This window comes from Nocardia panacis, assembly GCF_003598715.1.
GTDB lineage: Bacteria > Actinomycetota > Actinomycetes > Mycobacteriales > Mycobacteriaceae > Nocardia > Nocardia panacis.
Window position 1 is genome coordinate 644,921 of record NZ_QZFU01000016.1, and the last position, 20,580, is coordinate 665,500.

General features: G+C 66.6%; 17 protein-coding genes. 10 read left to right on the plus strand and 7 right to left on the minus strand.

All coding sequences use genetic code 11. The annotated features are described in order from the left end of the window. Positions 1-115: 115 nt before the first annotated feature. Positions 116-874, minus strand: coding sequence for an alpha/beta fold hydrolase (locus tag D5S18_RS11185; protein ID WP_120039718.1), 759 nt, complete (start codon positions 872-874; stop codon positions 116-118). Positions 875-1,068: 194 nt separating this feature from the next. On the opposite strand from D5S18_RS11185, the gene D5S18_RS11190 reads away from it, so the two are divergent. Then, positions 1,069-1,215 (plus strand): helix-turn-helix domain-containing protein, encoded by a 147-nt coding sequence (locus tag D5S18_RS11190; protein WP_120039719.1) that lies wholly within the window; start codon positions 1,069-1,071, stop codon positions 1,213-1,215. 77 nt (positions 1,216-1,292) lie between these two features. Here D5S18_RS11190 and D5S18_RS11195 read toward each other — a convergent pair whose 3' ends face one another. After that, a complete protein-coding gene (locus tag D5S18_RS11195) occupies positions 1,293-4,298 on the minus strand; it encodes a VanW family protein (RefSeq protein ID WP_239003667.1) in 3,006 nt (1,001 codons plus the stop codon). 1,829 nt (positions 4,299-6,127) lie between these two features. Here D5S18_RS11195 and gnd point away from each other — a divergent pair. Further along, positions 6,128-7,156: a phosphogluconate dehydrogenase (NAD(+)-dependent, decarboxylating) gene (gene gnd, locus D5S18_RS11200; RefSeq protein WP_120040601.1), complete on the plus strand. Its 1,029-nt coding sequence runs from the start codon at positions 6,128-6,130 to the stop codon at positions 7,154-7,156. Positions 7,157-7,204: 48 nt separating this feature from the next. Here the strand turns inward: gnd and D5S18_RS11205 are convergent, their stop codons facing one another. Both D5S18_RS11205 and D5S18_RS11210 read right to left on the minus strand, forming a co-directional pair. Beyond that, entirely contained in the window at positions 7,205-8,527 is a 1,323-nt protein-coding gene (locus D5S18_RS11205; protein WP_120039720.1) for a lipase family protein, read from the minus strand. A gap of 1 nt (position 8,528) precedes the next feature. After that, the gene (locus tag D5S18_RS11210) at positions 8,529-9,779 is read right to left on the minus strand and encodes a hypothetical protein (RefSeq protein ID WP_120039721.1); all 1,251 of its coding nucleotides are present in this window, start codon (positions 9,777-9,779) and stop codon (positions 8,529-8,531) included. A 596-nt stretch (positions 9,780-10,375) separates the two neighbouring features. Here D5S18_RS11210 and D5S18_RS36100 point away from each other — a divergent pair. The 4 genes from D5S18_RS36100 (at position 10,376) to D5S18_RS11225 (ending at position 12,894) form a co-directional block, all read left to right on the plus strand. Next, positions 10,376-10,507, plus strand: a complete 132-nt coding sequence (locus tag D5S18_RS36100) for a hypothetical protein (RefSeq protein ID WP_282434842.1) — start codon at positions 10,376-10,378, stop codon at positions 10,505-10,507. Between the two features lie 80 nt (positions 10,508-10,587). Then, a complete protein-coding gene (locus tag D5S18_RS11215) occupies positions 10,588-11,289 on the plus strand; it encodes a DUF3558 family protein (RefSeq protein WP_120039722.1) in 702 nt (233 codons plus the stop codon). A 192-nt stretch (positions 11,290-11,481) separates the two neighbouring features. Beyond that, on the plus strand, positions 11,482-12,093 hold the full coding sequence (locus D5S18_RS11220) for a DUF3558 family protein (protein WP_239003728.1): 612 nt from the start codon (positions 11,482-11,484) through the stop codon (positions 12,091-12,093). A 144-nt stretch (positions 12,094-12,237) separates the two neighbouring features. Further along, positions 12,238-12,894 carry a DUF3558 family protein gene (locus D5S18_RS11225; RefSeq protein WP_120039724.1) on the plus strand — a complete coding sequence of 219 codons (657 nt, stop codon included), beginning with the start codon at positions 12,238-12,240 and terminating at the stop codon, positions 12,892-12,894. 61 nt (positions 12,895-12,955) lie between these two features. Here the strand turns inward: D5S18_RS11225 and D5S18_RS11230 are convergent, their stop codons facing one another. Continuing rightward, positions 12,956-14,290: an acetyl-CoA C-acetyltransferase gene (locus D5S18_RS11230; protein WP_203236706.1), complete on the minus strand. Its 1,335-nt coding sequence runs from the start codon at positions 14,288-14,290 to the stop codon at positions 12,956-12,958. Between the two features lie 170 nt (positions 14,291-14,460). On the opposite strand from D5S18_RS11230, the gene D5S18_RS11235 reads away from it, so the two are divergent. Beyond that, complete coding sequence (locus tag D5S18_RS11235; RefSeq protein ID WP_120039725.1) at positions 14,461-15,819, plus strand: 3-oxoacyl-ACP reductase; 1,359 nt, start codon at positions 14,461-14,463, stop codon at positions 15,817-15,819. After that, positions 15,819-16,685 carry a MaoC family dehydratase gene (locus tag D5S18_RS11240; RefSeq protein ID WP_120040605.1) on the plus strand — a complete coding sequence of 289 codons (867 nt, stop codon included), beginning with the start codon at positions 15,819-15,821 and terminating at the stop codon, positions 16,683-16,685. Before D5S18_RS11235 ends, D5S18_RS11240 begins: the two co-directional genes overlap by 1 nt. A gap of 136 nt (positions 16,686-16,821) precedes the next feature. On the opposite strand, the gene D5S18_RS11245 is transcribed toward D5S18_RS11240, so the two are convergent. Together D5S18_RS11245 and D5S18_RS11250 are read right to left on the minus strand one after the other, a co-directional pair. Then, positions 16,822-17,421 (minus strand): TetR/AcrR family transcriptional regulator, encoded by a 600-nt coding sequence (locus D5S18_RS11245; protein WP_120039726.1) that lies wholly within the window; start codon positions 17,419-17,421, stop codon positions 16,822-16,824. A 67-nt stretch (positions 17,422-17,488) separates the two neighbouring features. Further along, the gene (locus tag D5S18_RS11250; protein ID WP_120039727.1) at positions 17,489-18,649 is read right to left on the minus strand and encodes a glycoside hydrolase family 3 N-terminal domain-containing protein; all 1,161 of its coding nucleotides are present in this window, start codon (positions 18,647-18,649) and stop codon (positions 17,489-17,491) included. Between the two features lie 264 nt (positions 18,650-18,913). On the opposite strand from D5S18_RS11250, the gene D5S18_RS11255 reads away from it, so the two are divergent. Continuing rightward, the gene (locus D5S18_RS11255) at positions 18,914-19,381 is read left to right on the plus strand and encodes a universal stress protein (protein WP_120039728.1); all 468 of its coding nucleotides are present in this window, start codon (positions 18,914-18,916) and stop codon (positions 19,379-19,381) included. A gap of 52 nt (positions 19,382-19,433) precedes the next feature. Next, the gene (locus D5S18_RS11260; RefSeq protein WP_120039729.1) at positions 19,434-20,525 is read left to right on the plus strand and encodes an isochorismate synthase; all 1,092 of its coding nucleotides are present in this window, start codon (positions 19,434-19,436) and stop codon (positions 20,523-20,525) included. Positions 20,526-20,580 lie beyond the last annotated feature (55 nt).

A 20,580-nucleotide genomic window follows, 5' to 3' on the forward strand; every position in this document is an offset into this window, starting at 1 on the left:
TTGGATCCAGCAGATTTCTGATACCAAGCAATCAAGACCGATAACTCCCAGCATTTCCCTGCCGCGACCGCCTTCGGAGGGAAGCCGAGCTGATCGTCCACCTGGAACCAGGGCATCAGCGCGCTCCCGCGCTCACCTCGCGGTCGATCGCCTCGGCGAGCCGCTGAATGTGCCCGTACCGCAGGTAGTCCTCGGTGTGGCGACCGTCGGCCAGATAGCCGCGGGCGTAAGCGACCGCACCTCCCCAGGTCCGCCAATTGGCAGGCGACCACCACTGCTGTAGTTGCCGCTGCACCGCGACATCGACGAGGCTCTGTCCCCAGCGCAGCACCGCGCCGGGGTTGGCCAGGCTGAAGTATTCGGTGAGGTCGGCGATCGACCGCAGCGGACTGCCCGCCGGAAGCGCCGTGATCGGATCTCCCTCGGCGGCAGCCCAGTACGCGGGCATCCCGAGAACCTCCCGCTGCCCGGCGATCCCGTAGCCGCCCGGATCGTCCCCGACGCATTCCCCTTCGGGCCGCAGCGGATCGGCGATCAGCGCACAGGCGACCACATCGAGCTGTGGCAACTCGCCGCGCCCGATCTCGGCGGCGACATTCCCGGCGATGGCCGCTCCCTGGGAATATCCGGCCAGCACAACCCGATTCGGGGTGGATTCGATCGCCTCGATGAGCAATCGCCGCCCCTCCGCCACACTGTCCGCATAGGCGACGTCGCGACCGTAGTCGGCCGGATACGGGATCATGCGCGGCGCGAACAGCTTCGGGTCCAATGTCTCGGCGAAGGCCCGGCACACGCCCTCACCGTCCGGATTCCAGGTGCCGCCGACGATGCAGACATCGAACACCTCCCGTCTCGACCGGGGTACGACCATGGACTGCTCCCTTCATAGGCGGGTGTGAACTACGCGAATACCACTGTGGCACCGCCAGTTTCGAATCAGCTGAGATCAGGCGCGGATCTGGGGACACGCCGCGGGGGATCGGCGGGCGCGGATTGGCCGGGTGGGTCGCGATGGCGCGGCCGAGATCGCGGCGGATGGGATTCGGATATCCGTAGTCCACCAGGTTGGGGGTCAGTACGATTCAGCGCTTCGAGAATGGCGAACGCTCACCGGATATGCCACAGCTACACGCGCTGTGCGCGGCTTTGCGCATTCCGATGCGCGAATTGGTCGCCAGGGCGCTACGCGATGTGGAGCACCCCGAACAGTAGGGATGCTCGACTGCCGAACCCGATTCAAGCGCACCATGGATCGGGCGCATCGGCGATCCCGCTTCCCACCGCCGCGCCTACTCGCACTTGACCACCGGTATCGGGTCGTATTTGACCGTCCTTGTGTGGCGCGAGATCTCGCGTCCCGTGCGGTGATCGGAGATGACCCTGGTATCGGAGATCGTGAAGCCCGGCGCACCCTCCGAGGCGATGCAGTCGTGCCCCTTCGCCAGCTTGACCGTCTGCGGTTCGGTGGGTTTGGACTTCTCGCCGGTGATCGACTCGACATCAACCGTCTTCACGCCCCACAGCCGCACGGTGATCTCCGAATCCGAGGCCGAGGTCTCGATATAGATGCCATTCGGAGTGTTGTTGCGGAAACGCAGATCGATCGCGCCATCGAAGACGGTGGCCTCGCGCGCGGCTGGATAGCGCGAGATGTAATAGCTGTGCTCGGTGTGGCCCGCGTCCTCGAGCCCCGCGAAGTAGGCCGCGTTGTAGAGGGTGGTCGCGAACTGGCTGATCCCGCCGCCGACGGCCGTGCTCGGCCTGCCGTGATCGATGATGCCCGACTCCACATAGCCCTCGGCGGTGCCGCGCGGACCGGTGAAATCGTTGAGCGAGAAGGTATCCCCCGGTTTGATGATCGCACCGTCCACCTTGCGCGCCACGGTGCGGATATTCACCCCGGACGGTCCGCTGAACCCGCCGGTCGTGAATTGACCCATCACCTCGGTGATGTTCAGCCCCTGCGCCGCCTCGGTGGTGAGTTTCGGATCGGCCTTCTCATAAATCGCCGGTGCCGTGCGCTGTTGCGCCACAATCAGATTCGGCAGTTGCTCGAGCGATTTGGGCCAGTTCACCTTGTCGCCGACCACGGCGGGAACCACCTTGGCCGCACCCGCGGCGAAGCTGAACCCGGCATCCTTCGGCTCGACCTCGGAGGCGCCCAACTGCGGAGCCAGCAAACCGATCGCAATATCCTGCTTGAAGCTGGGGGCCAGACCGCCCTCCCCATTGGGGATGAAGGTGAGGATCGAGGCGATCTGCGCCGGATCCAATCTGGCCTCGGCACCCTTGCCCGCGAACACAATTGGCGCGGAGACGGCCGGTACGGCGAAATCGCGCATGGCCCGATCCACCGATTCCGGGCGCACCGTCATCGGCGCGGCGATCTGCGGCAGATCGAGTCCGCCCCCGAGCATCCAATCTCGCACGATCTGCTTGCGGGCCGCGTCGACATCCAGCACTCGCCCCGGAACCGGTGGCACCGCAACGGGTTTGGCGCCCTGGAAAATCACCGTGCCCTCCACGGTCGGTCGGTCGTGCACGCGCAGCGCGGCCATCTGACGATCCAGCGCCGCACTGTCCACGGCGCTGACCACCGGCACGGTGTGGGTCTGCAACAGCGACAGCACCCTGGTGAACGGATTGAGCGGCTGACCGCCGATCCGCGACCAGGTGGCGGGCCAATCGAAATCCAGACCTGCCGCATTCGGCACCAGCGTGGACCGCATATCGCCGATGGTGACCGGAATCTCCCTGGTGGAACGCGATTCCAGGGCCGCACGTAGTCGCGCGTCGGCCGATCCCGGATTCATCCCCCCGATATCGACACCCGCCACGACGGTGCCGCGCGGCACCGATCCCGAAGTCAACAGCAGATCCGCCACATAGACCAAGCCTCCGACCACGGCCAGTGCGCCGACCGCCAAGCCGATCCGCTTGGTCAACGGTCTTTTCAGCAGCGGGGTGTGCGGAGTCTCGACACGCGGGGTACGGGCGGCATTCCAGCGGTCCGCCGGAGTTGGTTGCTCATCCTTCGCGGATCTTCCTCGACGCGAACGCTTCCGAGGACGCTCGGAGCTGTCGGGCGATTCGGATTGCTCGGTCTCCGATGCGTGCACATCCGTTGACGCCACATCCGCGGTCGCTACCGTGTATGCCTCGGTCGGTGCGACATCCGCCCGAGTCGCCGCGTACGCCTCGGTCGGCGCCACGTCCGCCGGAGACGCCGCCGTATGCACCTGGGTCGATGCCACATCTGCCCGAGTCGCCGCCGCGTACACCTCGGTCGATGCCACATCTGCCCGAGTCGCCACGTACGCCTCGGTCGGGGCCACGTCCGCCGGAGACGCTGCCGTATGCACCTGGGTCGATGCCACAGTTGCGCGGGTCGCCGCCGAATATGCCTCGGTCGACGTCACCTCCGCGCGGGACGCGGCCGAATACGCCTCGGTCAATACCACATTCGCGCGGGATGCCACCGGATAAACGTCGGTCGGTGCCACCTCCGGGCCTGACGCCACCGGATAGACCTCTGTCGGCGTCGCATCCGCAGGGATCTCCGCGATGTGTGCCTCGGTCGGTGCGACATCTGCGGGAGTCGCTTCTGTATAAGCGCTGTTCGCTGCCACATCTGCGGCGACCGCTTCCGTGTGTGCCTCGGTCGCGGCGGTATACGCCGCAGTCGATGCGCCATATGCCTCGGTCGCTGCCGCATTCGTCTTGGTCGATGCGGCTTCGGCCGATTTCACATCTTCAGCCGAACCGAACTCGAAAGGCGCACCGGCACTACCGGATTCGACAGACCAATCCCGCACCCGACCCGACTGCCCTGTCGTGACATCGTAGGCTGCGGATTCCGCGCGCCGCGCCGATTCGACAGGCTCACCCGCAGGTTGCTCCCGCTGCCGCACCGACGCTGCCGACTCGATCGGCGGCGCTATCGGGCGCATCGGTTCGGTGACCCCACCCGACTCGACCGGCCCGCCCCGACGCCGCACGGGCAGCGGCATCGTCGGCATATTGTCGACACTCCACCCTGGACCTTGCACCGGAAGCTGCTCGGTCACGGGATCATTGGCATCGAATGCCCGGAATGGTTGCGCCACGGCCCCGTTCGACTCCGCCCGGCCAAACGCATCCCAAGACGACTCGGCCGTATCGCGCGGCGCGCGCGCCTCCCGCCGAATCGAGTCCTGGAGACCCACCGACCCCGAATCGCCCATGCTACCGAGCGAATCCGTCACCGGTGGGACGTCACCGGTCGCTACCGGACCGATCGCCTCTTCGGGCCTCATGGGAACATCCCCCTCGTCGGCACGGGCAGACCTAGCCTCATCACGGGGTGGCGTGGGTACACCCCCATCTCGGGGCCACGCAGGCGCAGTCTCAGCACGCGGCGAGCCAGGCACGCCCTCATCGCGCGAAAACCCCTGCGGCACCGCCTCTTCACGAGGCCACATGCGCCCACCGGCGTCGTGGGGCCACACCTGCGCCGTCTCCTCACGAAGTGACATGGGTACAGCCTCATCACGGGGCGAGCCGGGCACAGCCCCATCACGAGACCACGCAGGCACACCCTCATCACGGGGCCACGCCGACGCAGTCTCAGCACGCGGCAAGCCGGGCACACCCTCATCACGCGAAAACCCCTGCGGCACAACCTCATCACGAGACCGCTTCCGCACGCCGTCCTCGTGGGGCCACGCGGGCGCGGTCTCATCACGCGGCGACATGGGCGCGGCGTCATCACGAGGCGACAGGGGCACGACCCCATCGCGAGACCAGGTGCGCACACCCTCATCACGGGGCCACGCAGGGGCAGTCTCAGCACGCGGCGACGTAGGCACAACCTCATCACGAGGCCACATACGCACACCGCCGTCGTGGGGCCGCTCGGGCACCGTCTCATCGCGCGCCGACATAGGTACAGCCTCATCACGGGGCGAGCCGGGCACAGCCCCATCACGAGACCACGCAGGCACACCCTCATCACGGGGCCACGCCGACGCAGTCTCAGCACGCGGCGAGCCGGGCACACCCTCATCACGCGAAAACACCTGCGGCACAACCTCATCACGAGGCCACATGCGCCCACCAGCGTCGTGGGGCCACACGGGCACCGTCTCATCGCGCAGCGACACAGGTACAACCTCATCGCGGGGCGATCCGGGCACGACCCCATCGTGAGACCAGGTGCGCACACCCTCATCACGGGGCAAGGCGGACGCAGTCTCATCGCGCAGCGAGCCAGGCACACCCTCATCACGCGAAAACACCTGCGGCACAACCTCATCACGAGGCCACATCCGCCCCCCGCCGTCGCGGGTCCACGTGGGCGCGGTCTCGTCGTGAGATGACATGGGCGCGGCCTCATCGCGCGGCGACATAGCTGCAATCTCATCGCGGGGCGATCCGGGCACAGCCCGATCGCGTCCTCCGCTGCGCGAACTCCCCGATACCCCGGCCGGGCCGGTGACATCCTCGGACTGCACGCCCGGCCCCATATCGCGGGGCGGGATTGCCCCCTCGTTTCCACGCGGGTTCTCCGCCAACGGCGCATGCTCACGCACGCCCCGACCGCGCGAGTCCGCAGACCGTCTGCCCCGCGCAGGGCCGATCAGCTCCTCCGGCCACATGGGCAACGCCGGATCGGCGCCGCCGCGCGAATCCCGTGTCTCGGGTTCCTGCGCCGGTTCGGGCCGCGTCTGTTCGGGACTCCCCCCGTCCGGCGTGATCCGGTTCGATTCGAGCAGCCGCCGCAGTCCGACCTCACCCGCATTCTTTCGGTCGCGGCGCCTGGCAGTCGACTCGCTCGTCACGAACCGTCCTCCACGCTTTCAGTTGGCTTCCGGTCGCGCACAGCGCGCGACCGCCGCCCAGAATAGTTGCCGCTACGGGGGCGCGCCGTTGCCGCCACCGCAATGCGGCGTATCGGGCGCATCGTGGCAGTGAAAGCCCCGCGTAGTTGCCGGGTCGGGGGTCTGGCAACTGCGCGGGGCAACCCATTTATCGGTGTCGCGTTCGGCGCGTTACAGATGCCCGCCGACATGATCGGGGATCGACGCGGGACAATCGTGCTCGACTCTCGCCACACGGCTCGGACTGAACGAGGGAGATGGATGGTATGCAGCTGGGAATGATCGGCCTCGGCCGAATGGGTGCCAATATCGTGCGCCGCATCGTCGGGGATGGGCACACCGCCGTCGGCTACTCGCGGAATGCGGAACAGATCAAGGAGTTCGCCGACGAACTCGGCGACAGCTTCCAGGGCGCCACGGATTACCCGGCGTTCATCGCACTGCTGGAGAAGCCGCGCATTGTCTGGGTGATGATTCCGGCCGGTGCGACGGGTGCGGTGATCGAGCGGATCGCCGAACTGCTGGAGCCGGGCGATATCATCATCGATGGCGGCAACAGCCGCTACCACGAGGACGTCAAGCGGGCGAAGGCGTTGCGGCCCAAGGGCCTTCACTATCTGGATATCGGCACTTCCGGCGGCGTGTGGGGTCTGGAGCGCGGCTACTGTCTGATGGTGGGCGGTGAGGCGGAGTCCGTCGCGCATATCGAACCGCTGCTCAAGTCCATCGCTCCGGGTGTCGCGGCCGCCGAGCGCACCCCTGGCCGCACCGGTGAGCCGTCACCTGCCGAGCAGGGTTACCTGCACTGCGGTCCGGCGGGCGCGGGTCATTTCGTCAAGATGGTGCACAACGGTATCGAGTACGGCGCGATGGCCGCCTACGCCGAGGGCTTGAATATCCTGCACAAGGCCAATATCGGCAAGGAGCGCGATGATCAGCACTCGGCCGAGGAGACCCCGCTCGACAATCCCGAGTACTACCAGTACGACATCGACGTTCCCGAGGTCACCGAGTTGTGGCGGCGCGGTTCGGTGGTGGCGTCCTGGCTGCTGGACCTGACGGCGGGCGCGTTGCACGCCGATCCGGCGTTGGAATCCTTCGGCGGCCGGGTCTCCGATTCCGGTGAGGGTCGCTGGACCGTCGATGCCGCCATCGATGAGGGTGTGCCCGCGCCGGTTTTGTCGGCGGCGCTGTTCGCCCGCTTCTCTTCGCGCGGTGAATCGCTCTACGCCGACAAGGTGCTCTCCGCGATGCGCAAGGCGTTCGGCGGCCACAACGAGTTGCCGTCTAAGTGACCGAATCGGCCCTCGCTCAACCGTTTTCGGCGGGCGAGGGCCGATCTGTCAGTCGAACTGCCGGTCGATCCAGTCGATGGTCTGCATGCCGAACAGGTCGGCGCCCCATCCGTAGAGGTCGGTCAGCATGCGGGTCATGGAGCAATCGGTGGGCTCGTAGGTGACGTCCGTGCCGCGTTCGCGATAGGTTTCGGCGAGATCCCTGGATTCCTGTGCGGGCACCAGCGACATGAACGAGTCGTCCTTGGCGCAGGAGGCGATGAGCACCTTGGATTTCGGGGTGCCGGAGCGGCCGAGGACATTGTCTTCGAACGCCTGCTGGAAATCGGGTTCGTCGGCCGGGCCGACCCCGGAGGTGAACAGTGTGCGCAGCGGTAGCAGGGGCAGCCCGAAGTAGGCGGGGGTCTGGCACTGGGTTCGGAAGAAGTCGGCGATGCCCCGCCCCGCCGGGGTCAGCTTCTCCTCGACGCGCATCTGCGGGTAGGCGGGCTCCATGCCGAGCAGGGTGGCCAGCGCGAATCCGGAGCCGACCGAGCCGTCGGCCACGCGCAGGAAGTTGCGGGTGTTGACGACCATGCCCTCGAGCACGGTGGATTTCACCGCGAGTTCGGGCGCGTAGGCGGGGGCGAGTTCGGCGGAGAAGGCCGCGCCGACACCGCCGCCCGCGATGCCGAACAGTGCCACCTGCGCCTGCGGATTCAGTCCGGCCGGGCGGTGGTGCAGGGCCGCGCGGATGCCGTCGAGTTGGGCGTGCGCGGCGAATTTGCCCGCGAAGACGCCGTGCGGGTTGCGGTCGGCGTCATTGCCGACGTCGGAGATCATCACCGCGTAACCCTTGCCGAACATGAGCGCCAGCGGGCCGAGCGCGGACCAGGACGCGCCGTCGAGCGGATCGCCGCCGGTCCACTGGGTGCTGGGATGGCAGGACCAGCCGACGCTGTCATTGGCCTCCTGGTAGGAAATCAACCGCTTTTGGTCGGCGGGTTGACCGTCCTTGGGGATCATCAGGATCCCCGTACTGACCGCCGGGGTGCTGCCGTCGACTCCGGTGGTGACGTACATGAGTTTGTACGCCTCGACGTCGGGCGGGGTGACCCCGCCGAACATGACATCGACCTTCTTGGCCTTCAGCAGCGTCCCCGGCTGTTCCGATCCGGTGAGCGCGGGTTCCCGATAGAACGGGTCGTTCGCGGTCAGCGCCTGAAAGGCCTGGTCCGGCGTGGCGATTCGCGCGCCGGTGAATTGACCGACCACGAAGCCGTTGAAAACCTGACCGAGGCTCGGCGTGCCGGTCTGCGGTTGCGCTGCCGCGGTTCCCGTGCCGAGGACCAGTGCGGCGAGCGCCGCGACGACTAGCTTCCAACGAGTCATCTCAGCTCGCCTCCACCTTCACTTCGTGTGCCGCGGATTCGAGCAGTTGCGGCATATTCAGCAGCGGCCGCTTGGATTCCAGCTGCTGCTCGTAGGGCACGCGCATGGCGGCTTCCAGTGCGGGCCAATTGTTTTCGACCTGTCCGCGGTATTTGGGCAGCAGTTCGGTGGTGATGTAGTCCCAGCGCGCGTCGAATTCCGACCAGTTCCAGTCCGGCAGCGGCAGGGTGAGCAGTGCGGGCCGACCGTCGGGCGTGGTGAAAGGGATTCGCGCGGGGTGGAATTCGCGCATCGGCACCACTGCGGCGACGGAGGGTGAGCCTGCCGCACCGGTCAGGTAGGTGATGGCCTCGCCGATCTCGCCCTTGTAGGAACGCACTTCGTCCCACTGCGCGCCGACCGCCCACTGCTGCTCGCGGCGCAGCAGCACGGCATTGCCCGCGGCGATGCGATCGGGATCGCCGGAAGCAACCTCGCGCCAGGCGGACATGATGTCGGCGCCGAACAACCCGGCGGCCATGAATTCCGACAGCGCGGGCAGACCCGCCGTGACGTAGGCGTCGTGCATTGGCATCAGGTCCGAGAAGATGTTCTTCTGCATTACCAGGATCATCCCGATGATGTAGTTCAGATCCTCGGGTGTGATCCGCGATCCGGCAGTGGCCAGGGCACTGAGTCCGCGCGGAAGTCGCTGCGCGACTTGCGGTCCCGCCGCATTGGTCACCGCGCCCACCACGCCGCGCGCGGCCTCGGCGATACCGGGCAGCGAGTAGAGGGCGCCCATGAGTTCGAAATCGACCAGCCCGCCGCCGAAGTCGGCGCCGACCTGTCCGCCCATGCCCGCCCACTGCAATTCGCGGTGGGCCAGTTGCAGATCCTCGTAGTAGCGGTAGGAGCGAATCAGGTTGTCCCGGTTGGCCGCTACGCCCGCGCGCGGATTCCACGAGCGCAGATCTATTCCGGCCTTGCCGGTGGCGTCGACCAGCCAGTACTGGTACAGCAGCGCGGCATATCGGGTCGGCGCGACGCCCTCGGCCCTGGCCTGATCCAGCAGCCGACCCAGTTCGGCGTGGTCGTAGGGCAGGTCCGGATTCACTCCGCCCGGCGCGCTCGCGGCATTCCGGTTGGTCAGCGGCAGGTCGAGGTAGCGGTCGATTTCGCTCGCGTGCGCGGAACCGGTGCTCGCGAGGCCGAGGGCGATCGCTGCGGTCAATGCGGCCGCCCCGGCCCGCATTGCTTTTCCAATACGCATCAGCAGTACATCCCTCCAACGACAAAGCACGCGCGATCACGATTCGATTTACCGCCGAGGGCAGAACCGGGGTCCGAGCCGGAAATGGCATGGCAGACCGCATTATCTGGGCGGCACAGCAGGTAACGAATACGTAAACACACAGTTCACGGCGCAGGCAACAGGGTTCGCACACTGGGCGACCTGTCGCGGGAATCACAAATTGCTGCAAAGTTGCTGATCAATGCACGCAATACTTGAATAAATCCCAACGAGGGAATTATGAGACATATCACCGCCGACAACCGGAGCGGCGACCAGAGATCGCCACCGATCGACATCGACCTCTTCGAACGAGCAAGACTCGAGGTCAGCAACCCGCTACCGTCCGCGAGCGCCGGTTCGAACGGACAACCTCTAGCACAGCTCACGAGCACCCGCCGAAGTCGACTTACCAATAGAGGGAACAACCTGGTGACGCGCTGGCCCTACTCTAATCAAGTGCTGTCGGATTGCCCATGAAAATTGGTTCGTAACAAGCGGACCCGAGCGATCGACATGTCCCACAGAAAAGATCGCTACCGGACAAAATTGTCCACTACCGAGGGAGACGCATCGTGGGTTCCGCAGACTTGATGACCTGGCTGTCCGAGGGCTACCTCAGCGGCGACCCGATCCGCTACCCGCTGTACGTGGCCATGATGTTCCTCAGCATGCCGTTCCAACTGTTGACCGGACATGGGTTCTGACCGACCCGGTTGGCTCCCCCGAGCTACGACGGCTCGTCGATCTTCCATGAAAAAGCCTGACAGGTAAAGGAACTCGATAAATGAAGATCAGCGCGTCCAAGCAGTTGATCGTCGCCGTGACCTGCGGCGCGGCACTGCTGCTCAGCGCATGCAACGAGGACGTCACCCCCACCAAGGGCGCGACAGGCTCGACGGCATCGACCAGCGCCGCGGCGGGCGCGCCCACCACGGCCAAGGCGGAGGGTGGCTCCGCCACGGGGAACACCCCCACCGAGGCCGGCGGCAACGGCGGTGGCTCCGCCGCGGGCAACACGCCCACCGAGGCCGGTGGGAACGCGCCGACGACCAAGAAAGCCGCCCCGGTCTCGGACGAACCTTGGGACCCCTGCGCGATCATGGATCCCAACGTCAGCGCCGCAGGCTTGAACACGTCCACCAAAAAGCGGCGAACCGAGAACCTCAACTACCCACTCGAGAACTCCTGCCAGTGGCTGACCAACGATGGCAGGTTCGAAGTCATCATCGAATCGCTCGGCAGGAAGTGGGGTGATTTGAAGCCCGGCAGCTACGAGAATCTCCGGCGAATCAAGATCGATGGTCGGAACGTGATGATCTTCAACGCGGCCCAGGACGGCAACCACATCGGCTGCATCATCAGCACCGAGGTCTCGTACGGGACGGTTGACTACGTGTTGCGCAGCCATGACCTCAAGCCGGCTCCGGACGCCTGCGATGTCGGCCAGGCCATCGCGGTCAAGTTCAGCAAGAACCTCCGGGATTAGCCGACGAAGAAGGGTGGCACCCGGCCGATTCCGGCCGGGTGCCACCCTTCGGAACCGCCAAGGCGAACGCAAGGAACCCGATAGATGAAGATCAGCGCGTCCAAGCAGTTGATGGTCGCCGTGACCTGTGGCGCGTCGCTGCTGCTCAGCGGCTGCAACGAGGAAATCGTCCTGCGTAGTGAGACGAGTTCGATGACAGCAGCGCCGAGCCCGACGACCGCCGCGCCGACGACCGCGCCCAGTACGACGACCGCCGCGCCGAGTACGACGACCGCGCCGGATTCGACGACTACGCAGCCGCACCCGATCACCACGACCAGGCCCAACCCGTTCCCGGAAACCACCCGCACCGAACCCACGACGACCACCACCACGACGGTCGTTGTCGATCCGGCGTCCTGGGATCCCTGCGCAATCCCGTCCGGCTCCATCGCGGCCGCAGGGTTGGACCCGGCCACGAAAGAACGCAGGAGCCTCCCCAACCCCCGCGCATGGGGATGCCAGTGGTTGTCGAGCGATGGCAACTACGAGCTGCTCATCGAGACCGACGATCGGACAGTCGATGAGATAGCTCAGTCTCCCAAAGTCGTGAATGTCCGGCGGATCGCGTTCTTCGGCAGACGAACGATCGTCTTCAACGCGCGGCAGGACGGCAATAACATCGGTTGCCTGTTGGCCACCGAGACTTCCTTCGGAAACGTGCTTTTCACCGCGCGCAAGCACGCGGATCAGCAGCCGGAGCAGGAGCCATGCGACGCCGTTCAGCAGTTCGCGGGCAAGTTGGGCATATCCCTGCCGTCATAGTCGGCGACACGAAAAAGAGTGGCACCAGCCCGATTCCGGCCGAATGCCGTTCAACTGCTGACCGGACACGGGTTCTGACCGTCCGGAGCCCTGAGCGCTCGTCGATCTGTTGTGAACAGCCTGAAAAGTAAAGGAGCTCTACAAATGAAGATCAGCGCATCCAAGTACTTGGTCACCGCCGTGACCTGCGGCGCGGCACTGCTGCTCAGCGCGTGCAACGAGGACGTCACACCCACGAAGGGAACGACAGGCGCAACCAGTTCGACGAGCGCGCAGGCGAATGCGCCCACCACGGCCAAGGCCGATGGCGGGTCCGCCCCGGAGACCACGCGCACCGATTCCAGTGGCGGCACGCCTACCACCAAAACCGCCACACCGGTCTCGGACGAACCCTGGGATTCCTGCGACATTCCATCCGCCGACATCTCTGCCGCAGGGTTGAATCCTGGCTCGAAAGAACGGAACAAAAACCCCAACTCCCCCGCACCGGGCTGTCATTGGCTGTCATCCGATGGGAAGTACGAGTTGCAAATCAACACCGACGATCAGACAATCGACCAGATAGCACAGTCCCCCAAAGTCGTAAATGTCCGGCGGACCAATTACTACGGCAGGCAAATGATCGTCTTCAACGCGCGCCAGGACGGCAACCACATTGGTTGTCTGCTGGGCCTGCAGACCTCATCCGGAAGCGTCGTGTTCACCACGCGCAAGCATGGCGATCAGGCGCCGACACTCGAACCCTGCGCCGCCGTACAGGAGTTCATGGGCAAGTTGGGCAACAAGAATCTGCCCGCATAGCGAGCGGACGAAAAAGGGTGGCACCCGGCCGATTCCGGCCGAATGCCACCCTCGAGTCGTTTCAGCGCTCCAGGATCGCCACCACGCCCTGGCCGCCCGCGGCGCAGATGGAGATGAGCGCGCGCCCGGACCCCTTCTCCGCCAACATCTTCGCGGCCGACGCGACAATGCGCCCGCCGGTCGCGGCGAACGGGTGACCCGCGGCCAGCGAGGACCCGTTGACATTGAGCCTGCTCCGGTCGATGGACCCGAGCGCGCCGTCGAGGCCCAGCCGCTCCTTGCAGTACTGGTCGGACTCCCACGCCTGCAAGGTGGCCAGCACCACCGAGGCGAACGCCTCGTGGATCTCGTAGAAGTCGAAGTCCTGCAACGTCAACCCGTTTCGGGCCAGTAGGCGCGGCACCGCGTAGGTGGGGGCCATGAGCAGCCCGTCCGGGCCGTGCACGTAGTCGACCGCGGCAACCTCACTGTCGACGAGAGTGGCCAGCACCGGCAGATTGCGCTCGGCGGCCCACTGCTCGCTCGACAGCAGCACCGCCGAAGCGCCATCGGTGAGCGGGGTTGAGTTGCCCGCCGTCATGGTGGCCTCGCCCAGTTTGGTGCCGAAGACCGGCTCGAGCGTGGACAGCTTCTCGATCGTGGAGTTCGGGCGCAGGTTGTCATCGCGGGTCAGGCCGAGGAACGGGGTGACCAGGTCGTCGAAGAAGCCGCGATCGTAGGCGGCGGCCATATTCCGGTGCGACAGGTAGGCCAGTTCGTCCTGGGCTTCGCGGCTGACGCCGAACTCCTTGGCGGTGATGGCGGCGTGCTCGCCCATCGACATTCCGGTGCGCGGTTCGGCGTTGCGCGGGATCTCGATGCCGACCATATTCGGCCGCAACCGACCGACCAGCTTCACGTAATCCCGGTTGGAGCGGGCGCGATTGGCGTCGAGCATCCATTCGCGCAGGGATTCGCTCACCCCGATCGGCGCGTCGGAAGTGGTGTCGGTGCCGCCGCCGACACCGGCCTCGATCCGACCCAGCGCGATGGCGTCGCCGACGGTGACGATCGATTGCAGGCCGGTGCCGCAGGCGAGTTGGAGATCGTGTGCCGGGGTGTAGGGGGAAAGCGTGCTGCCGAGCACGCTTTCGCGCACCATGCCGTGCTCGCCGACCCGCTTGAGCACCGCGCCGCCGACCACCATGCCCAGACGTTCGCCCTGCAGACCGAACCGGCTGACCAGACCGTTCAGCGCGGCGGTGAACATGTCCTGATTGGAGGCGTGCGCGTACTTGCCGTCGGAGCGGGCGAACGGAATGCGATTGCCGCCGACGATCGCGACCGGGCGGGCGGTCTTACCTGGTTGGGCGGTGGTCTTCGCCGAACGGGTCTTCGTTGTCACTCGAGTCTCCATGGTCTCGTCGGTGCGGGTCCGGCGGCCCGTGTCGGTGTGCACTGCACACAGCTGCATTGCACACCGACCGGCGCCACGTCGCGTTGTTTACATTAAACTTACTCTGGAGTAAGTTCATTGTCGACACCGGGACCTGAACGCCGCACGTACACACAGAAAAGGTAGGAACAGTGGCAGCCAGCAAGAGTAAGGGCGCTCCCAACCTCTACGGATCGTTCATCCATTCCGCGCCCGGCGCATTCCTCGCAGGCAAACTCGGCCTGCCCAAGCCCGAGACGCTGCGCCGCTACGCGAAGGGCGAGCCGCCGCTGCCCGGCCCTGTCCTGCTCGGCGGCAAGGGCCGCACGGCCGATGCCATCCGAAACCTGCTCTCGGACTACACCTTCGCCGAAACACCGGTCCCCGGCACCAAATACGGCGCGCTCGTCTTCGACGCCACCGCCATCGCCTCGATCGATGAGCTGGCCCAACTGTTCGAATTCTTCCAGCCCGCCATGCGCGGCATCGCCGCCTCGGGCCGGGTGCTGGTTGTCGGCACCACCCCGGAATTGGCCGCGAGCGTGCAGGAGCAGATCGCCCAGCGCGCGCTCGAGGGCTTCACCCGCTCCGTCGGCAAGGAGCTACTGCGCGGCGCCACCGCGCAGCTGGTCTACCTGCACCCGGAGGCGTCCGCCTCGGCCACCGGGCTGGAATCCACACTGCGCTTCCTGCTTTCGGCCAAATCCGCCTTCGTCGACGGACAGGTCATCCGCGTCGGCAAGGACGACGCCACCGCCCCCGCCGACTGGGATCGCCCACTCGAGGGCAAGGTCGCCGTGGTCACCGGTGCGGCGCGCGGTATCGGCGCGACCATCGCCGAGGTGTTCGCGCGCGACGGGGCCAAGGTCATCGTCGCCGATATCCCGGCCGCGGGCGAAGCGCTCTCGGCCACCGCGAACAAGGTCGGCGGCACGGCGCTCGCGCTGGATGTCACCGCGCCCGACGCCGCCGAGAAATTGGCCGAATTCGCCACCGAACGCTTCGGCGGCATCGACATCATCGTGCACAACGCGGGCATCACCCGCGACAAGCTGCTCGCCAATATGGACGAGGGCCGCTGGAAGGCCGTGCTCGAGGTGAATCTCGCCGCGCCGCACCGGATTACCGAGGGCCTGGTGGCGCGCGGCGCGCTCAAGGCAGGCGGCCGGGTCATCGATGTGTCCTCCATCGCGGGCATCGCGGGCAACCGCGGCCAGACCAACTACGGCGCGTCCAAGGCGGGCGTCATCGGCATGGTCGATGCCGAATCGCCCAAGTTGGCCGAGCACGGCATCACCATCAACGCCGTCGCGCCCGGCTTCATCGAAACCGCCATGACGGCGGCCATCCCGCTCGGCACCCGCGAGGCGGGTCGGCTGCTCAGCTCGCTCTACCAGGGCGGTCAGACCGTCGACGTCGCCGAGACCATCGCCTACTTCGCAGGCCCGGCCTCCAATGCGGTGAGCGGCAACGTGGTTCGCGTCTGCGGTCAGGCACTGATCGGAGCATGATGACCCAGACCATCACCCTCACCGAACCACCCAAGCACGCAGGCCTTTTCGTGAAGGCCGCGCTGGGGGCCGTTCCGGTGCCGCTGATCTCGGCGCGCAAGCCCACCCTGCCCGACCGGGTGATCCGCATGCAGGGTTACCGGGTCGACCCGGAGCACCTGGGGGCCTACTGCAAGGCCACCGGACTGCGCTTCGGCGACGCGCTACCGCTGACCTACCCGTTCATCCTGTCCTTCCCGCTGGCCATGCAGTTGGTGGTGGCGCGCGACTTCCCGTTCGTCGCGGTGGGCGCGGTGCACGCGAACAACCTCATCGAACGCGCCCGCGAGATCTCGGTGAGCGAACCGCTGGACTTCACCACCCACATCGCGAACCTGCGCGAACATCCGAAGGGTCTGCTCGTCGACGCGATCACCTCGGTCAATGTCGGTCGGGAGGAGGTTTGGCGGCAGGTCACCACCTTCCTGCACCAGCAGCGCACCTCGCTGTCGGATCAGCCGAAACCCGCACCGCAGCCCGAGCAGGCGCCGCCACCGCCCCTGCGCACGCTGCGGGTGGACCAGCGCACCATCAACCGCTACGCGGCGGCCTCGGGCGATCACAACCCGATCCACATCTCCACCTTGGGGGCCAAGGCATTCGGCTTCGGGCGCACGATCGCCCACGGCATGTGGTCTGCCGCGGCGATTCTCGGCGCCATCGAGGGCCGGATACCCGAAAAGGCCACCTACGCGGTCAAATTCGGCAAGCCGATCCTGCTGCCCTCGACGGTCAATGTCTACGCCGACCACGTCGAAGGCGGATGGGACCTGGCGCTGCGCCATCCCCGCAAGGGATATCCCCATTTGACCGCCACCATCAGGTGAGTCCAACGGTGTGGGTCGCGATGCGCTGCCCACACCGCTTCCCGGTCAGCAGTCGCCGCAGCACCCGTCGGCCGCGGGCGCGGCCCGCAGGCTCGAATTCGATTGGCGCAGTAGCTCATACGCCTCGGCGATATCGCTATTCGGCCTTCTTGCGCCCGGCCAGGCCGCTCCAGGCCAGATCGTCGAGCAGGTCCACAGCTTCGGATACCTCGATCCGACCGCTCGCCACCCGATCGGCGATGGCCTCGCCCGCACCGATGACGGCGACCGCGACAATATCGAAATTGGTGCCCGGTTCCGCGTGTTTCGCACTGGATTCCAGGAGTTTGGCCGTGAGCTCGATGACCCGCTCGCGCGCGTTCTCGATCTCCGAGGCGAAGGCCTGCTGCCCGATCGCCTGGCGGTAGAGCACATGCCAGGAGTGGCGGTTGTTGTCGACGAAGCCGAGGAAGCCCTCAAGCGCGGTGCGCAACTGCTCGTGCGGGCTGAGCAGCGGATTGCCCGCCGGGGCCACCGACTCGATGAAGCGCATACCCTCGCGCTGGATGCAGGCGCGGAAAAGTTCGTCCTTGGAGCCGTAGTACAGGTACAGCATCGGCTTGGAGATTTTCGCCTCGGCGGCGATGGCATCCATCGAAGTATCGTGGAAACCCTTGCGCGAGAAGACCTCCACCGCGGCGTCGAGCATCTGCTGCTCACGAACCGCCCGAGGAAGTCGCTTCGTTCCGCCCGCCATCACTCTCCTACCGCATGGTGAAGCCCTTATATTACTCCAAGGTAAGTTTCGGCAGACGTTTTTGCTGCTAGCAACCCAGCGGCACATCCTTGAAACGCGCCAGCCGGATGACCGAATCGTCCACCCGCGACATGGGCAGTTTGCCCGAAGCGACGGCCCGCTCCAATCGGTCCAGCACGCTGGGCACCGCATCGGTGGTGATCCACAGCGCACTGTCGGCACCCGCCTCGAGGGCCGCCTCCACCGCGTCCTCGATGGACATCCGCGCGGTGATCGCGGCCATACCGCCGAGATCGTCGGTGAAGATCGGACCCTGCAGCGGCTGCGCACCATAGCCGGAACCCTCGCGCACCAGGCGCATCACCTCCGGGCTGATGCTGGCGGGCACATCGGGTGCGGTCAGTCCCGGCACATCGAGGTGGCCGACCATGACCGCCGCACCCGAATCGATCAGGTTCCGGAACGGCACCAGATCCGACTGCTGCAATTGCTCCAGCGGCGGTGTGCGGACCGCACCGCGATGCGAATCACCCGATCCCGAGCCGTGACCAGGGAAATGCTTCATCACCGTGCCGACGCCGACTTCGCGCATCGCACGGATGTAGGCCTCGGCATAGCGGGTGACCACATCGGGGTCATCGGAGAAGGAACGATCGCCGATCACCGCGTCATCGGGTTCGCCGCTGACATCCACATCGGGGGCGAAATCGACGGTGACACCCAGATCCTTCAGCGCCCGCCCCCTGGTCAGCGTGGCCCGGTAGAACTCGTCCGGACTCATCGTCTGCGCGGTCACCCGCGCCGAGGGCGCGGCGCCGATCAGATCCTTGACCCGCGAGACCCGGCCGCCCTCCTCATCGATCGTCACCATGAGCGGAGCCTTGGCGGCGGCCTTGACCTGGACGATCTGCTTCTCGGCGAGCAGCGCGCGATCGGTCCATCCGCCGACGAAGATGCCGCCGACACCTTGGTCGCGCACCACCCGCGTGGCATCGGCGGCGCCCGTCACACCGACGGTCAACAACTGGGCCAGCTTCTGGCGGGTGGTGAAGCGCGCGAGATACGCACTGCGGCAGTCGCCGCCTGCGCCGGTCACCGGGGTGGCCGATTTCACCGCGCTGGTGGGCGCGGCGGCTGTCGTGGTGGTGGGTGATTTGTCACCACCGCTGGAACACGACGTCGCGACGGCGGCCAGCAGCGCGAACAGCGCGAGGGGCGTCTTCCGCATGGGACCCCACCGTAATGCGCGCGCGGGTCGGCCGCGCGGGCGGGTCCCCGCGCACCGGAATTTCGGCAAATAGAATTGGGCGGCAGCACTATTCGAAGCGTGCACCGGATTCTCGGAAACAGTCGAATCGCCCGCGTGCCGGGGCGAATACATTCTGCGACAACGGGTATTCTTGAATATGTAGCCGTGCGGCTGCCCCCGCAGTGAAAGCTACACAGCGAAGGCAACACAGCGAATGCTACGGCGCGTTCCCAGGAGGTCGCCATGCCCTGCGATCTGATGCTCATCGCCTACGACGGATCCGAAAACGCCAAGCGGGCCATCGAATACGCCGGGCGTTTCCTCAGCGCGAACCGAGCCGTCGTCGTCACCGCCTGGGAGCCCATGGTGCGCCAAGCCGCCCGGCTGTCCGGGATATCGGGTGTCATGCAGCCGGAATGGCTGCCCGACGAGGAAATCGAGGACATCGCCTACGTCGACGCCAAGGCCATCAATACCGAGGGCGTGCGGCTGGCCAAACTCGCCGGACTCAATGCCGAGGCGCGCACCGCCGAATGCGCGAGCACCGTCTGGAATGCCATCGTCGAATGCGCCGACGATCTCGATGTCGACATCATTGTCGCGGGTACGCGCGGCGCCACCGGAATTCGCGCCCTGCTGCACAGCAGCGTCGCCGACGCGGTGCTCAAACACTGTCATCGGCCCGTGCTGGTGGTGCCTCCCGGAAAGTGAGAGCGGTCTCGCTCGCCCCGAATCAGTAGAAGTATGGGGCTAGGGTTTTGGCATGTACGGATTTCTGCTCGCCCAGCCCGCGGGCGTGCTGCGGGCCTCCGGACTGCGAGCGGCCTACGACGACCCCGCACGCGCCGTCGCGGCGCTGCGGTCGGGCGCGGCGGAGCTGATCGTCGGCGCGCTGCCCTTCGACCCGCGCCGCCCCGCCGCCCTGGCCCAGCCGGACCGGGCCGAACACACCGCGGGTCCCTGGCGGCCCGCCGCGGTGCCGGACCTGCCCCCGGTGCGTGTCGTCTCCGAATTGCCCAGTCCCGCAGAACATGTCGCGCGAGTGACCAAACTCGTCGAACAGCTCGACGATCCCGCGCGACCGCTGCGCAAGGTGGTCGCGGCCCGCTCGGTCCTGGCCGAGGCGCAGGCGCCGCTCGATCCGGAACTCACCGCCGCCCACCTGCTGGTGCGACACCCGAAGGCCAATGTGTTCGCGGTGGACCTGACGCCATCGGGCCGGGCCGCCGCACTGGTCGGAGCCACCCCGGAGGTGCTGGTCACCCGGCAGGGCGACACCGTCACGCTGCGACCACTCGCAGGCACCCTGCCGCGCAGCACCGATCCGACCGTCGACGCGCAGCAGGCGCGAGAACTATTCGCCAGCAGCAAGAATCGGACCGAACACGCCTACGTCATCGACTGGATTCGGGAGCGGCTCGCGCCGGTCTGCCGGGAACTGACCATCCCGGACGGCCCGGAATTGGTCAGCACCAATGAGGTCTGGCATCTGGCCACGCCCATCACCGCCACCCTGCGGCAGCCCGCGCCGACCGCGCTCGAATTGGCCGTACTGCTGCATCCGACACCCGCCGTCTGCGGCACGCCGACCCAACTGGCGTTGGACACCATCATCGAATCGGAGCCGGATCGCGGCTTCTACGGCGGCGCGGTCGGCTGGTGCGACGCGCGCGGGGACGGGACCTGGCTGGTCGCCATCCGCTGCGCCGAGATCTCCGGCGACGGACGCGCCGTGCGGGCCTTCGCGGGCGGCGGGATCGTGGCGGCCTCCGATCCGCACGCCGAACTCGACGAGACCACCGCCAAACTGCGCACATTCCTCGGCGGATTGCGGTGCGCGGCGCCGGAGAACTGAGACCCGGCACCGGCCGATCGACGGGCTGCGAGCACACCCGACCCGACGGTCCTGC